Annotated in this window: 14 protein-coding genes; 5 read left to right on the top strand and 9 right to left on the bottom strand. The window is 41.5% G+C overall.

Annotation, left to right across the window (positions count from 1 at the left end; translation table 11 throughout):
• Window positions 1-16 precede the first annotated feature (16 nt).
• Window positions 17-595, bottom strand: coding sequence for an REP-associated tyrosine transposase (locus tag AB986_RS13005; RefSeq protein WP_048311549.1), 579 nt, complete (start codon window positions 593-595; stop codon window positions 17-19).
• Window positions 596-894: 299 nt separating this feature from the next.
• Here AB986_RS13005 and AB986_RS13000 point away from each other — a divergent pair, with 299 nt between their 5' ends.
• Both AB986_RS13000 and AB986_RS21230 read left to right on the top strand, forming a co-directional pair.
• Window positions 895-1,857, top strand: coding sequence for a polysaccharide deacetylase family protein (locus AB986_RS13000; protein WP_053216177.1), 963 nt, complete (start codon window positions 895-897; stop codon window positions 1,855-1,857).
• 76 nt (window positions 1,858-1,933) lie between these two features.
• Window positions 1,934-3,682 (top strand): cell wall-binding repeat-containing protein, encoded by a 1,749-nt coding sequence (locus AB986_RS21230; RefSeq protein ID WP_053216176.1) that lies wholly within the window; start codon window positions 1,934-1,936, stop codon window positions 3,680-3,682.
• 100 nt (window positions 3,683-3,782) lie between these two features.
• Here AB986_RS21230 and AB986_RS12990 read toward each other — a convergent pair whose 3' ends face one another.
• Window positions 3,783-4,748: a 2-hydroxyacid dehydrogenase gene (locus tag AB986_RS12990; protein WP_048311548.1), complete on the bottom strand. Its 966-nt coding sequence runs from the start codon at window positions 4,746-4,748 to the stop codon at window positions 3,783-3,785.
• Between the two features lie 167 nt (window positions 4,749-4,915).
• Between AB986_RS12990 and AB986_RS12985 the strand changes: the two genes are divergently transcribed.
• Window positions 4,916-5,347 (top strand): acyl-CoA thioesterase, encoded by a 432-nt coding sequence (locus AB986_RS12985; RefSeq protein WP_048311547.1) that lies wholly within the window; start codon window positions 4,916-4,918, stop codon window positions 5,345-5,347.
• A 79-nt stretch (window positions 5,348-5,426) separates the two neighbouring features.
• On the opposite strand, the gene AB986_RS12980 is transcribed toward AB986_RS12985, so the two are convergent.
• The 6 genes from AB986_RS12980 to AB986_RS12960 form a co-directional block, all read right to left on the bottom strand.
• Window positions 5,427-6,671 carry a M20 family metallo-hydrolase gene (locus tag AB986_RS12980; RefSeq protein ID WP_048311546.1) on the bottom strand — a complete coding sequence of 415 codons (1,245 nt, stop codon included), beginning with the start codon at window positions 6,669-6,671 and terminating at the stop codon, window positions 5,427-5,429.
• 380 nt (window positions 6,672-7,051) lie between these two features.
• Entirely contained in the window at window positions 7,052-7,144 is a 93-nt protein-coding gene (locus AB986_RS22735; protein ID WP_224594651.1) for a putative holin-like toxin, read from the bottom strand.
• 200 nt (window positions 7,145-7,344) lie between these two features.
• A complete protein-coding gene (locus AB986_RS12975) occupies window positions 7,345-8,718 on the bottom strand; it encodes a M20/M25/M40 family metallo-hydrolase (RefSeq protein ID WP_048311545.1) in 1,374 nt (457 codons plus the stop codon).
• Between the two features lie 377 nt (window positions 8,719-9,095).
• Entirely contained in the window at window positions 9,096-10,562 is a 1,467-nt protein-coding gene (gene panF, locus AB986_RS12970) for a sodium/pantothenate symporter (protein WP_048311544.1), read from the bottom strand.
• Window positions 10,559-10,825: a YhdT family protein gene (locus tag AB986_RS12965; protein WP_152671020.1), complete on the bottom strand. Its 267-nt coding sequence runs from the start codon at window positions 10,823-10,825 to the stop codon at window positions 10,559-10,561. The genes panF and AB986_RS12965 overlap by 4 nt, the downstream gene beginning before the upstream one ends.
• Before the next feature lie 240 nt (window positions 10,826-11,065).
• Window positions 11,066-11,824 carry a glycosyltransferase family A protein gene (locus AB986_RS12960; RefSeq protein ID WP_048311542.1) on the bottom strand — a complete coding sequence of 253 codons (759 nt, stop codon included), beginning with the start codon at window positions 11,822-11,824 and terminating at the stop codon, window positions 11,066-11,068.
• A 517-nt stretch (window positions 11,825-12,341) separates the two neighbouring features.
• On the opposite strand from AB986_RS12960, the gene AB986_RS12955 reads away from it, so the two are divergent.
• Window positions 12,342-13,361, top strand: a complete 1,020-nt coding sequence (locus AB986_RS12955; protein ID WP_048311541.1) for a glycosyltransferase — start codon at window positions 12,342-12,344, stop codon at window positions 13,359-13,361.
• Between the two features lie 39 nt (window positions 13,362-13,400).
• Window positions 13,401-13,994, top strand: coding sequence for a polysaccharide deacetylase family protein (locus tag AB986_RS12950; RefSeq protein WP_048311540.1), 594 nt, complete (start codon window positions 13,401-13,403; stop codon window positions 13,992-13,994).
• A gap of 51 nt (window positions 13,995-14,045) precedes the next feature.
• On the opposite strand, the gene AB986_RS12945 is transcribed toward AB986_RS12950, so the two are convergent.
• Entirely contained in the window at window positions 14,046-14,720 is a 675-nt protein-coding gene (locus AB986_RS12945) for an MgtC/SapB family protein (RefSeq protein WP_048311539.1), read from the bottom strand.
• Between the last annotated feature and the right edge of the window lie 110 nt (window positions 14,721-14,830).

Raw genomic sequence — 14,830 nt, 5'->3', positions numbered from 1 at the left:
TCTTTTTTTGTTTGGTTCATAACTGAATTTCATCGAACGCTACACTTCTCTTAGCATTCACAAAATCACAATAGCTTTTACACTTCGTTTTATAACTGCCAGGATACCCTTCTACCAAAGGAGATAAATTCATATAAGACTTGATTCCGTTGTGACGTGAAAAGTAAAAACGATAGCTCGACCACGGATAGTCTTCTGGACGGAGAACGAGGTTTGCTTTAAGAGGATTGAGATGAATATAACGACTAACTTCAAGCATATTTGCTGACGAATTTAACGGTTCGTCAAAATAGCGCTTCTCAAAAACGTGACCGGTTAACTCGTATCGGGAATTAAAATAGGTAGCGTAGCGTTTGTTCACTAGTGACATGATTTTTGAGATGGGTTGGTCTTTTGAGCGGAGTTGAAGATGAAAGTGATTGTTCATTAAGCAGTAGGCAGCTATTTCAAAGGAGTGTGTTTCGTAGACTTGCTGAAGAATGTATAAGAATGTGCGATAATCTTGGGGATCTTTAAAAAGCAGATCTTTGCGGTTCCCTCGGCTAACGATGTGATAAAAGTGATTGGGAAGCCATAACCGTGTTTTTCTTACCATAGAAAAACGTAATGAAATTCATGTAGCGATTTTCCAATCTTACACCGTCGGTTATCTGTCATATCTCTCCATCTCCTCTTGCATTATTCTACTCTTTCTCTAAGAATAGTTCTCCTCCCTTATCGCCGTCAACACTAACCTCTCGACACTCTTCTACCATATCCAACATAAACCGGGTGGTGCCTGTCACCCGCCGCTGTAATCACCCAGTAATATTGAAACCTTTTTGTAATTTAACACCCAAATTAATCCATAAATGTGGTAGGATGGTTAACGATTAGTCTTAAAGGGGGATGGAATTGAAAAAAATTTACTTATTTGGTTTATTAATTCTAGCAATTGTCGGGAGTTTAGTAGGATTCGGATTTAATGAAGAAAGGGATTTCGGTTCGAAATACCTATCTCAGAAGGAGAGTAGCGCTACTGTAGACGCTGCTGACTCAGATGAAGAACAGAATAACGTTACCGAAACGAACGAGCTTGAATCACAACTTAGAGAACAACAACTCGCAGAGGCAGCAAAAAGAGCTCCTGCTAAGGAAGTGCCTGTCTTAACTTATCATCACATTGTTGCAGAGGAGGATCTAAGGGATCGACATTATAAAGAGGATGGTAGTCTTGTAAACTCAGTCGTTGTCTTAGAAGAATTTAAGAAGCAGATGAAATGGTTACATGAGCATGAATACCTCACACTAACACTTGATGAATTCCAACAGTACATAGAAGGTCAGATTCCTTTACCTAAAAATAGTGTGTTACTTACGTTCGACGATGGTTACAAAAATAATTACATAGAAGCCTATCCCGTTATGAAGCAGTATGGGTTTACTGCGGTTGAGTTTTTAATTACTAGCTTAACGGACGATGAGACCGTGCCTTATACTTCAGAACACAATCAATACTTAAGCGTTGAGGAAATTGAAGCGACAAGTGATGTTTTCGAATTTGCTAGTCATACGAATACCTTTCATAACTCAGAAGAAGACGGAACAGCTTACCTTATTTCCAAAACGCTACCTGAAATACAAGAAGACGTTCTAGCTAGTATTGATTTAATAGGTAACACAAGCGCACTCGCCTACCCTTATGGCGCTTATGATGATGAAACGATGGAAGCGCTTGAAGCTATTGGAGTTGAAATGGCCTTTACTGTTCAAGGGGGTAATGTTCAACCAGGAGATGACATGTTACAGATTCATCGTAATTCCGTAAGACCACATCATTCAATTGATGATTTTGAAGCGATTGTTAGTGTGAGATAGAGAGAATTGAGATAGAGATATTCGACATATTTCGGGTGGTGCCTGTCACCACCCGATTCAGGGGGATTAAGATAAATTGAAGAAAAAGCACCTACTTATTGCACTCGTAGTTTTATGCATGAATCTAGTTATTTTATCAGCTAACAATGCGGAAGCCGCAACACTACAAGTCGATCGTCTTGCAGGAGAAACTCGCTTACATACTGCCATTGAAATAGCAAACAAAGGTTGGCCAGATGGTGTTGATAACGAAGAAAAAGCCGTGATTCTTGCACGCGCTGATAAGCCTGCCGATGCTCTTTCAGCAGCAGGTTTATCAGGTGTAAAAGACGCACCTATTCTCCTTACCTATCCTTCTAAACTACATCAGGACGTGCTTGATGAAATCATGCGTTTAGGGACAAGCAAAGTTTATGTACTTGGAGGAACTACCGCCATTTCAAATAACGTAATCATTCAATTACAGGACGCTAACCTGGATGTAGAACGTATCGAAGGGAAGAACCGCTTTGAAACTGCTGTCGAAATTAACCGAGAAGCTGGTCTTGATCAAAATGAGCATGCTTATCTTGTAAACGGTGTAACCGTTGCTGATGCGCTATCAGCATCCAGTTCTGCAGCGATTAACCAAACACCAATCTATTTAGCAACGAAAGACACTATACCTGCTAAACTACCTAAGACTATTAAAGAAATTACTATTGTTGGTGGGAATGCAGTAGTTAGTGCAAATCTTGAGGATGAACTTAAAAACAATAACGTTATCGTGAATAGAATAGAAGGATCAAATCGGTTCGAAACGAATCTCGAGCTAATTAAAACTACTGAAAGTTCCAGTAAAAACATTCTATTCGTAAGAGGGATTTCTTCTAAAGCTGAAACAGAAGACTATCCAGATGCTGTAACAGCTGGTGGCCTCGCTCATCGGTTGGATGCAACTGTCTTCCTCCTTCATCCTAAGGGAAGCAATCAAGATAAAGCCGTTAAAAATCACCTTAATCAACAAGACTACAACGCCTATATTCTCGGAGGTTTGAACGCAGTTCCTGACAATCCTCTGAGCAAAATCGGAATCGAAATCCCAGATTACGCTGAGGAAGTACCTGTCCTAACTTATCATCACATTCTCAAAAAAGATGATTTACGAGATTCTCTTTATTATCCTTCAGGTCATTTGAACAACATGGTCGTACTGTTAGAAGAGTTCGAAAAGCAGATGAATTTGTTAAATGAAGAAGGATACCAAACCATTACCCTAGAAGAATTTGAATCGTTTATTAAGGGAGTAAAACACGTTCCTGAGAACAGCGTCCTCATAACCTTTGATGATGGTCATAAGAATAATTATATTCGCGCCTATCCTGTTTTGAAGAATCACGGCTTTACCGCTGTCGAATTTCTTGTCACTTCACGCTTAACAGAGAAAACTGTTCCTTTTAACACGGATTTTAATCAATTCCTTAGTTGGAGTGAAATTAAAGAAGGCAATGATGTTTTTGAATACGCCAGTCACACACATGATTACCATTCAAGAGAAAAGGATACTCTCCTACCTTACCTGATCTCTAAGTCAAAAAAAGACATTAAAGAGGATATTAAAAAAAGTATCGAGTTAATCGATAGCAATCCGATTGCATTTGCATATCCATATGGTGCTTATAACGATACTACGATTCAGGCGTTGAATGAACTAAACGTCGATATGGCGTTTACTATAAATAAAGGGAACGCGAAACCAGGCGACAACACCATGGAAATTAGACGACAGTCCGTTAGACCTTATCATTCGCTGAAGGATTTCGAGCAATTGATTGACGTTAACTAAATTGAAGTGCAATAGGCAGAAGGAAAAGTGACCCTTTTCTTCTGCCTATTTTAATATTCTCTTTATACTCCACCGTTCGACACAAACCGGGTGGTGCCTGTCACTCGCGGATTTTATTAGGTGCTTCTTCCCCATCCAACACGCACATCATATTCATCGCAGCTACCTCTGCCATCTTCATTCTTGTTTGAATACTAGCACTCCCAATATGAGGTAATGTTACAAGATTTGGTAGCGTTAATAGTCGATGCTTTACTGAAACAGGTTCCTTCGCAAAAACATCCAATCCGGCTGCCCAAATCTCGTTATTCTTAAGAGCATCGTAAAGCGCGTCCTCATTTACAATTCCACCTCTAGCGGTATTAACCAGAATAGCCGTTTTCTTCATTTTTGCTAGCTGTTCTCGCCCAATCATATTTTCCGTTTCTTTTGTTAGAGGCGTTAAGACACATACAAAATCAGACTCCTTCAACAGCTCATCAAACTCAACATACTGCAGACCCTGCGCTTCCTCCGCTTCGTGATGTCGACTCCGATTGTGATACAGCACGTTCATATCGAACCCTTTCGCTCTCCTCGCAACGGCTTCGCCAATCCGTCCTAATCCAATGATTCCTAGAGTAGCTCCATGAATGTCTTGGCCAGTTAATTGCATCGGTGACCATGTTTCCCATTTTCCATGCCGCAAATACTCAGATGCTTCTGGAATTCTTCTAGCGGTTGCCATCAGCAACGCAAACGTTAAATCAGCCGTTGTTTCAGTAAGAACACCAGGTGTATTCGTAACAACTACTCCTCTAGCTCTCGCCTCATCAACATCAATATTGTTATAACCAACAGCCATATTTGCAACGACTTTAAGGTTATTAGCGTACTTGAGCAAAGGTTGATCCATTTGCTCTGTTAACAAGCAGAGTAGCCCATCAACCTGCTCGATTTCCTTTTCTAACACCTCTCGCGGTACAGGGATTTCTTCTTCTTCCCACATCCTGACTTCATATTTCTCCCTCATCCTATCGACAATTTCATCTGGCAATTTTCTTGTGATATAGACCTTTTGCTTCAACTTTTTCCAACTCCTTGAGTAATAATCGCTGTATCTACACCTTTCACTTCATCTCTCGAATTTCCTTCTCTCACTTTAGACATTACCCGGGAAATTTCGGATTACCGACTATCATTCCGTCAATAAAACTGAATATTGTGTTAACATGAAGAAAAACGAGGTGTTTCATGTTACAGAAGTACCGTTTTTCCCACCGTCTTCGCGTTCGTTATTCTGAAATTGATGGTCAAAAAATTGTTTTTAATGCTCATTATTCTACTTACATCGACATTGCAACAACTGAATATTTCCGAACCATTCTTGATGATCAGATGCTCTCATTAGCCCAATCTCGCACCTTTGATCCTGTCCTTAAGAAAATCACACTCGAATTTAATAAGCCAGCTAAGCTAGATGATTTCCTGGATATACACTGTAGGATTTTCAAAATAGGAACCACGAGCTTTCAGCTCCAGCACACGATTACACGAGGAGAAGAAATTCTTGTTGAAGCTGAGGTAGTGCAGGTAAATTACAATACAGAATCTAGTCAGGCAATACCTATTCCAGAAGAGATTAAGCAGCGGATCACTCGATACGAAAAACTCCCTACGCAATAATGTCCAAGGACTGCATATCAAAAAGCTGAGACGCTTATCATTGCGCATCAGCTTTTCTTCAATTTCAATAAAGTTACAATCACTCCTTTTCACCCTGGGCAATGCGTAACGCCGTCTGATAAAGCAATTGAACACCTTTCTCAATATCATCCATCTCAGCAAACTCAAGCGGATTATGGCTAATCCCCTTTTCACAGCGAACGAAAATCATCCCGTAATCACTGATATACGACATAAATAGCGCATCGTGAAAAGGCCCACTCATTAAAACGGGCGAATCCAAGCCAAGCTCCTTGTCTTCAGCTTTCATGATGTTTTTAATCCAATCCGCACAATACCTCGGTTCACTCCTCGTATCTTCACTAATCGTGTGAGTTAAATTGTATGAAGAAGTTGTTTCCTCAATTATCGTATAAAGCTTTTCCTCAAGCTTTGTTCGATGTTCGAGATCAATGTCACGAAGGTCAATTGTAAACTCTACTTTTTCTGGAATGATGTTTCGCGAATTCGGGAAAACCTGTACGCTCCCGACTGTACCAACAGTCGTATCTTTGCCTTCTTCTTTAATGAGGCGATCAAATTTTGATATGATCTCACTCGCACCAACCATCGCATCTTTTCGTAAATGCATTGGAACAGATCCTGCATGCCCTGCGAATCCTTCTAGCGTTACCGTTAGCCAGGTCGGTCCTGAGATACCAGACACAATACCGACCGGTTTATTCTTTGACTCAAGAACAGGACCTTGTTCAATGTGAAGCTCTATGAAAGCTTCAATGTCTCCTTTTTGATAAACAGGGCTCTCGGATAGATCAGGCTCAACACCAAATTCTTTCAGCGCTTCTTTTCTTGTTACACCGTTCTTATCTTTCCTCTCAAGTTCACCTTCTTCAAGTAAACCAGCCAGTGCTCGAACACCAAAAACACCTTTGTTAAAGCGCGAACCTTCTTCATCTGAAAAGCAGATCACTTCGATCGTCCGCTTTGGTATTACTGCATTATCTTTCATTGTATGTACCACTTCAATAGCACCAAGCGCACCAGCCGTCCCATCAAAGCGACCGCCATAGGGCTGCGAATCGATATGAGAGCCGATCATGAGAATGGGCTTATCTTTCTCCGTGCCCTTCATTCTTCCGATTAGATTACCGAATCCATCGATCTTGGTAGTGAGCCCCGCTTCTTCCATCCAACCTTTTACAACCTCAACAGCTTCACGGTCCTCCTTCGAGTGAGCTAGTCGACAAACTCCCGTCTCTCCGATCTTTCCGATTTCAGCCAGTTTTTCAAGATGCTTCTGTAAACGAGTCCGATTAATCCTCACATTCTCACCCTTTTCACTGTTTTCATCACTATAGCAAAGTTGAATCTATTCCACATTAGTCAAAGCGTCACTCTATTTAGTGACTATGATATATATTTCGTCTATTCGCCTCAGTACCTTTCTTACCTCATTAACTTTCGTTCGACATAATACCCGATAAACCGGGTGGTGCCTGTCACCTGCGAATCCTCTGGACCTCGGTTTTCCCACCTTGTCAGAAGCACCCTGATTGCATATAATAAAACTAGATCACATAAAGTAAAAAAAGAACGCCGGTGCATTCGCACCAGCGTCCATACAGCTGCTCCGCATGAAGAGCGGCGGCTCAGAAGGCAAAAGAAAAAGTAACTCACCTTAAACCTTGGCCGGGGCAGGGTGGGTTACTTCTTTTTATTACTAGAAACCGTAATAATCGTGACCACGAGAGAAGCAAAGCTAATCATTAAAACAAGCGCTTCAAATGTGCTCATCATTATAGGCAGCACCCCCTTTCATTAACGGGGTACCGCCGCCCACCCTGCATTGCAGCTGATACTTACCATCTTACCACAGACTTCCAGCTGAATTAGACAGACCATTTACCTATGTTGGTCTCAAAACACAAGTAACGAAATTCATATCACAAAGAAGGCTTGAAGAGCTGGCATGTGCCCAACTCTTCAAGCCTTTTTCATTACAATGGACGATCATCAAAATCGTAGTCTGCTGGAGACGGCGCAACTCGCGCGTTCTCAAGAGCAGGTGTGTCCGGCCTTGCAATCTGATAGACAGCAGCTCCTACGATTTCAGCTACATTCTGAAGTTTCTCTTTGCTTATTTTATCAATCGTATCATCAGGAGAATGGTACCAAGGTTCAAGTGGAGCATGGATGAACAAAGCGGATGGGATTCCTTTTAGAAAGAATGGAACATGATCGCTTCGCCCAAGCTGTCCATAATCAACTGCGCCTGAAATCCTTGCTCCAGCTGAAGCACCAAGATCAGTTACTAGATTTTTGTTTCCGTCAGGAGTGAACATGATTAATTCTCCTGCATCACGACTTCCTACCATATCCATTTGAAAATGAGCGACCATGTTATCTATCTCTTCATCCGTTAATGTGTCGGCATAATGATAAGATCCGACTAAGCCTTTTTCTTCTGCTCCAAACGTAACAAATCGAAGCTCAGTATCTGTAGGAGTTTTGGCCATAATTCTCGCTAATTCAAGCGTCGCTGCAACACCTGATGCATCGTCGTTTGCTCCTGGTCCATTAGGAACTGAATCGTGATGTGCGCCCACTGTGACGATTTGACCGTTATCTTTTTTAGGGTGAGGTTCTTTCTTTGCAATCACATTATACGATGTTTTATCAATCACACCAGCATTCGTAACGCTCACACTTGCTTGAACGTCTTCATTTTGTAGCTGCTCCACAAGACTAAGTCCAGCTTCCCTTGTGATGGCTACTGCCGGGATATCCTGACCTTCATAAGCATATCCAAACGAGTTACCAGACCGTCCTTCGCCGTTAAACATGATTACACCAATAGCACCTTTATCATAGACGTTTTGAATCTTTTCATAAAAACTATAAGAGCCACGTTCAATTAAAGCGATCTTTCCTTCTACTTCATCACCTACTTCACTTGCAGATGCAAGACCAACATAAACGAGAGGTCCTGTCACACTTCCGTTGATAGATCCTTCGAAGGAGTTAACATCGAAAGAGGGCTCTTCATCATTAAAAGAAATCGCTGAAGTTCCCCCATCCCACTCTTGAATAGTAAAAGGCTGCAATTCAGTCTCATAGCCATAGCTCTCAAACTCACTTTTTATGTACTGAACCGCTTTATACTCCCCTTCTGTACCCGCCGCTCGAGGTTGTTTAGATAGTAAAGCGATGTTGTTATACATGCTATCAGCATTGATTTTTTTGATCACTTTGTTATCAAATGCGTGATCAGACTGTTCATTCGGAGCAGGTTTAGCTGCATCAACCGAGAAAGACATTGGACTTAGAACCAGACCAGTTGCCAGAGCTACTGTAAGCGTTTTCTTATACAATCACAATTCCTCCTTCAGAGTTAAATTACCATCCTTATTATTCCATTAATTGAATGTTTAGTAAATTATTAATTAAATATACAAGTTACTCTACTATTCAAAACTAGACTATTCACCTATGAAAAATTGAGCTAATTCACTCTAATTCGGTCGGAAATTGTATGTTGGTGTAGAGAAAATGAGTACTTTTGGTCATCTTCATAAGTGCTTCGAAAGTACGCAGGATCGCCAGTTCGCAGGTAGTTCGCAGGTGCCTGTCACCACCCGGTTTTTGGAGGAATCTGTCGAATGCTTGATATTCCTTAAGTTAAAAAGCACCTTGCTTGAATAGTGAAGAATAACAAAAACCAGGTGATTTCCACCTGGTTTTTGATTTATCAAACTTTCCACAACCTCATCATAACGGCTTCCTGCACCACCGCATGCTTCCTCGAAAACATCAAGCTAACAATCACGTAACTAACGAACGAAAGAGCGACCGGCAATACGACCGTATGCATCCCGAACGCATTCGGCAGAAACGTATTAAACCCAATATAACTTCCGACCCCAACTAGAATCGAAGCCATCGCTCCGCTTGCGTTGCCTCTCTTCCAATATAGCCCCATCACAACAGGCCAGATAAATGCAGCTTCTAACCCTCCAAATGAAAAGAGGTTCAACCAGATCAATAGCTCTGGTGGATTGACGGCCATCGCAAAAACAAGTACACCGAGCACTGTTGTAACACCGATGCTAAGCCGCTTGATCGTTTGATCATTCGCATCAGGTTTCACGTAATTCAAGTAAACGTCCTTTACAACGGCTGAACTCACAAGCAATAACAGAGAATCAACTGTCGACATAATGGCAGCCATAGGTGCTGCGAGCACGATCCCCGCGAGCCACGCCGGCAAAACTTCCATCGCGAGCTTCGGCATGACGGTGTCCCCAACTTCAATTCCAGGTAGCACCGCCCGTCCAAATACCCCTGCTAGATGCATACCAAGCATAATAACACCAACAACAACCGTTCCGATGATTAGCGCGCGGTGCATGCCTTTTGAACTTTTATAAGACATTGCACGAACCGCAACTTGAGGAAGTCCGACGACTCCTACACCTACTAGAATCCAGAACGAGGAAACATATAGCGGTGTTAGCGATTGATCGGCACCAAATGGTGAGATCAACCCAGGATTCTCAGCAGCAAGTGTGGAAACGATATTCCCTACTCCGCCTCCCGCTATCACGGTTCCAATGAGAATCACGAGCGTTCCAACTAACATCACCACACCCTGGACCGTATCGGTGATCGCAACCGCTCGGAAGCCTCCGATGATCACGTAGACGAGGACAGAAACAGCAAATATAAACAGCGCTCCTGTATACGACAACCCTGTCAGCGACTCAATCAGCCTCGCGCCACCAATCCACTGTGCTGCCATTGCGGAGAAAAGAAAGATGATAATACTAAGCGCTGATAAAATCACAACAGCTTTGCTTTCATAACGTGCCTTCAAAAAGTCAATCAGCGTAACAGCACGAATTTTACGAGCCATGATCGCAAACTTTTTTCCAAGGACGGACAAGACAAAATACCCTGTCGCAAGCTGCGTCATCGAGAGCAGCACCCAGCCAAGCCCCATCGTATAAGCAACGCCAGGACCACCGATGAAGCTACTCGCACTTCCATATGTAGAAATCATCGTCATCGCAAGAATGAATCCGCCAAGCTGACGACTCCCTAGAAAATATTCTTGCAGAAAGTTCGATGTGGATTTCAAATGAGTTGATGCATAAAAGCCGATCACAAAAATGGAAATAAGAAAAAGGATGAGTGGAATTACAACTTCCCAGTTCATTCATCACCCTCCTCATCGAACGGCACTTCTTTAAATAAGAAGACGACCGCTAGAATAACGAGTGAGATGATGATCACGGTTCCAATAATGCAACTATAGAAAAACCATGCGGGCAGTCCCCAAATATAACTGTATTCCTCAACAGGCTTAGACCCAATCCCGTAGGCGAATCCGTACCACAGTATAAAATTTATAATAACAAGTCCAACACCTAGTAGAGCTTCCCGGTTCGCCACGCGATACCTCGGATCATCTTCGGGCATTTTATCATGCTGCTTCATGCTTTTCCCCCTTAAAACAAAACCTCATTCTATTATAACCAGTAGATTTGACGAAATCATAACGATCCGTTTCCGACGTTCATTTTATCACTTTTCTAATGGACCGTAATCTTAAATAAAGGCTTTTTTTGGCAGGAGTTTTGAAATGGGGTTCTATGAAAAATCCTAAATAAAAAACACCATTACTATGGTGTTTGCAAACAAGTATCTATAAAAAAGCAATTAAGTTAATTTATTCATCAATTTCCCAAGTACATTTAATCTGTCTCTTCCCTCACCAAGAAATTCATTTAGCACTCTATTTTTTTCAGAAGTATCATGTATCATACCTTTTTCATATTTTTCTTTGAAAGTAGTCGACGTATTCTGCGCATGAACAATAATCGTATAATTACGGTTAGTTAGAATGTGGTGAGGCATCTCAATAATGGATCGATGACCTTTCATTTCATATCTAAATCCATTTAGAAAGTCTTCTGTTTTATAAATTAACGTGTAAAATGGCGGCGATTTAAACGAAACAGTTGCAAGACGATCTTGAATAGCATCATAGACATATCCTTTTTGGTTGATTACCACATTGATATTTTCACTATCTTGGAAATCATGGAGTTGCTGAATAAATGACTCATGGTAAAGGTCGTCAGAATCCAAACGGACAAAATATCCGAATTTAGCATCTCGAACATGATTTTCAAACTGCATTTTCAATTCACTGTGAGGGATCATTTTTATATTGCTTGGAAGTCGCTTATACTTTCTCATCGCTTTCTTCACAAGGTGTTCAGTATGATCATCATATTGTACAAGTGCAGTGAAATCCTGATTTGTTTGGTTTTCTAAGCTCTTCGCTGTGAAAGACATAAAGATTTCCATTCTTCTTTCAATCCATTCTTTTGTCCAGCGTTGATTCTCTGTATCATTTAACGCCCAATTATTAAACGCAATATCCACTACTATATTCTTTTCTTTTAATGACATACTTATCTCTCCAGTACAGTTAGTTATCGCTTCTGAACATACTATCTCACTTTCAAATTATAGCATTTATTCCCACACGCCTCTAACAGATGCGGAACCTCTTAAAGAAAAGACTTGTGCATACCAAAAACCCGAGAACTGATAAACAAGGACTCAGGCTGATCGTCTGTCATTTCCACTGCTCTTAACTCGCGTTTATTCACTCCCCCTAAGCCTTCCGATACGCTCTCCGCTCAGCATACGAAACGCACTTATAACAAACCGGCTTGCGATTGTCTTCATCATCTAAATAATAGTGAGCACGCGTCGGCTTCTTCTTGCAGATCATGCACTTCTCCCAACCCAGTAACTTTTGAAAAAAACGTTTCATACTTTGTAACACTCCCCATCTTTAGTAAACTAATATAGAGTATTATCTCAATTTCGAACGGTTCTCTCTAATCATACGCATATGACATAGTTTGACAAATATCGGGTGGTGACAGGCACCGCCCGAATGACTAAAGGATGAGCATTCATGAAAGTAATTCTCGCAACTCCTTTCTATCATCAGCTTCGTGGCAATACGATTACAGTGCGACGTATTGCAGAAGGTCTATCGGAAGCTGGGATAGAAACGGAAGTCATTTCAATAACCGAGCAAATTGATGACCTGCATTCCCTAAAGGATGCTGATCTGATTCATGGTTTCAATGCTTATCGTTTTTATCAGTTTATGAAAACAGTAAGCACTCCGATCACGAATTATACAATTACACTTACTGGAACGGATCTCAATCATGATCTACAGAATATAGATCGGAAACAAGACGTCATCACCTGCTTGAATGAGTCACTAGCCGTTCATGTATTCGATGAAAAGGCAAAAGAACACGTGCTTGAAGTGTTACCTGAAGTAGAAAGCAAGCTGTACGTTATAGCTCAAGGCACGAGCACATCCAACAAGCGCGCCCCCCTTCAGCATAACCAGCAGGATCCTTTTACATTTCTACTACCTGCAGGAATTCGTAAAGTCAAAAACGTTCCATTTGCTATTGAAGCTCTTAAACAATTACGTCAGACTCACCCACAAGTGCACTTGAAACTTGTAGGTCCGATTATTGAGTCTGAAGAAGGCAAGATTGTTCAGCAGTTAGTCTCAGAGAACAAAGTATGGGTAACGTACGATGGCGTTATTCCCCACACTGAAATGCAATCGCTATATGCAAATGCGGACGTTGTTATAAATACGTCCCATAGTGAAGGACAATCATCTGCCGTTCTCGAAGCAATGAGTCATGGTCTACCAGTCCTCGTTTCTTCTAATAAAGGAAACCGAAGCATTGTGACCCACGACAGGACAGGTTTCGTTTATGACGGTATGGAGAATTTCCAGAACCTTGCTCGCTCGTTAATGGAAGATTTTTCTTTGCGCCAGGAACTGGGACAGAACGCCGTTGACTATATAGAAAACTACCACTCAGCTAATAGTGAAATAAAAGCGATGATCCGCATGTACGAAAAGAGCTTAACGTTAAATACCTTAGGGGGAGAGTAAATGATTAAAAGTCCATGAATTGTTGATCAAACAAGGGTCGTGTACGACTCTAACGAGAAAGATATTATTACAAAAGGACATACAGGTTCTAAGAAAACGGTTATTTTATCCTTCGATGATGGCCCGGGACGGGCTCTCCCGGAGCTACTTGATATCTTAGGTAAAGAAAACGTTCGTGCCCTCTTCTTCTGGCAATCACGCCTCCTTTACGGTGAAAGACCGTGGAAAAGAGTGATAGACGAAGGACACATCATTGGATCCCATTCGTGTAAGCACCCTAACTTACCAAACCTGGATTATGCACAGCAATACAGGGAGCTTTTATACAGTAAGCAAAAAATTGAAAGCATCACAGGCACCCCTGTCACTTACTTCAGACCCCCTTTTGGTCAGTATAATACGGATACCATTAACGTTGCACAAGACCTCGGTCTCACTACCGTCATGTGGCGAATTGGTTCAATGGACTGGGAACTCGCCAACGATCCTGAGCAAATCACGAAAAACGTCGTTTCGAATCTTGAAGATGGTGCCATTATTCTGCTTCATGAACTGAAGCAAACCGTACAAATTCTTCCTACCTTAATAAAAGAAATTCGAGCACAGGGCTACGAGTTTGCATTATTACCATGACAATAAAGAAAGGAGATGATGGATTCAGCCATCATCTCCTTTCTTCTTGCTCTATCCTTCTACTTCAATCTCATTAACACCCTTAACGTCCTTGAGAAGCTCGTAGATGTCTGTTGTTGCATTTTCTTCAAATGTCATTAATTTAAGTTCTACTTGTGGATTTTTATCTTTCGCATCTCTAACCCGCACATGACGTATTTCAAAATCATGCTCCACAATAGCTCTCATAAATTCAGTCAAATCCACGTTTTTCTTCAGTGTAATCTTCGCACGCATTTCACGTTGCCTGAGCGCTTTCGGACCGATCCGTTTAATAATCCAAGGAAGAATATTTACACTAAAAAGAATTAAGCCAGCACCCACAAATGCCTCATAATAAAACCCAGCACCCGCCGCAATTCCAAGACCTGAAGCTCCCCAAATGATGGCGGCTGTCGTTAACCCGGAAATCGCGTCATTGTTTCTTCTAAGAATAACGCCAGCACCTATGAAACCGATTCCCGAAACAATTTGCGCCGCTAACCGCATCGGATCTGTTCTGATATTCTTTGAAAGTTCCGCGAACGATTCCGCAGATTCAATCGAAACAATCGTTAACAAACAACTACTTACAGCGATAACAATACACGTTTTTAAACCAAGCGGCTTGTGCTTTAACTCCCTCTCAATCCCGATCATTAACCCCAGCAAAGCAGATATACTCAATTTAATAAGTACAACAACCATCGATCGTCAACTCCAACGTCTAAATCAGACTAATAGTCTCCTCAAGTTACTCTATTCAATAGAAGGAAACATTAGAATGAGACCCTGGATGCAAACATCAATTCAACACA

The organism is Guptibacillus hwajinpoensis (assembly GCF_001039475.1).
Taxonomy (GTDB): domain Bacteria; phylum Bacillota; class Bacilli; order Bacillales; family Guptibacillaceae; genus Guptibacillus; species Guptibacillus hwajinpoensis.
This window is presented reverse-complemented; position numbering and strand designations above follow the sequence as displayed.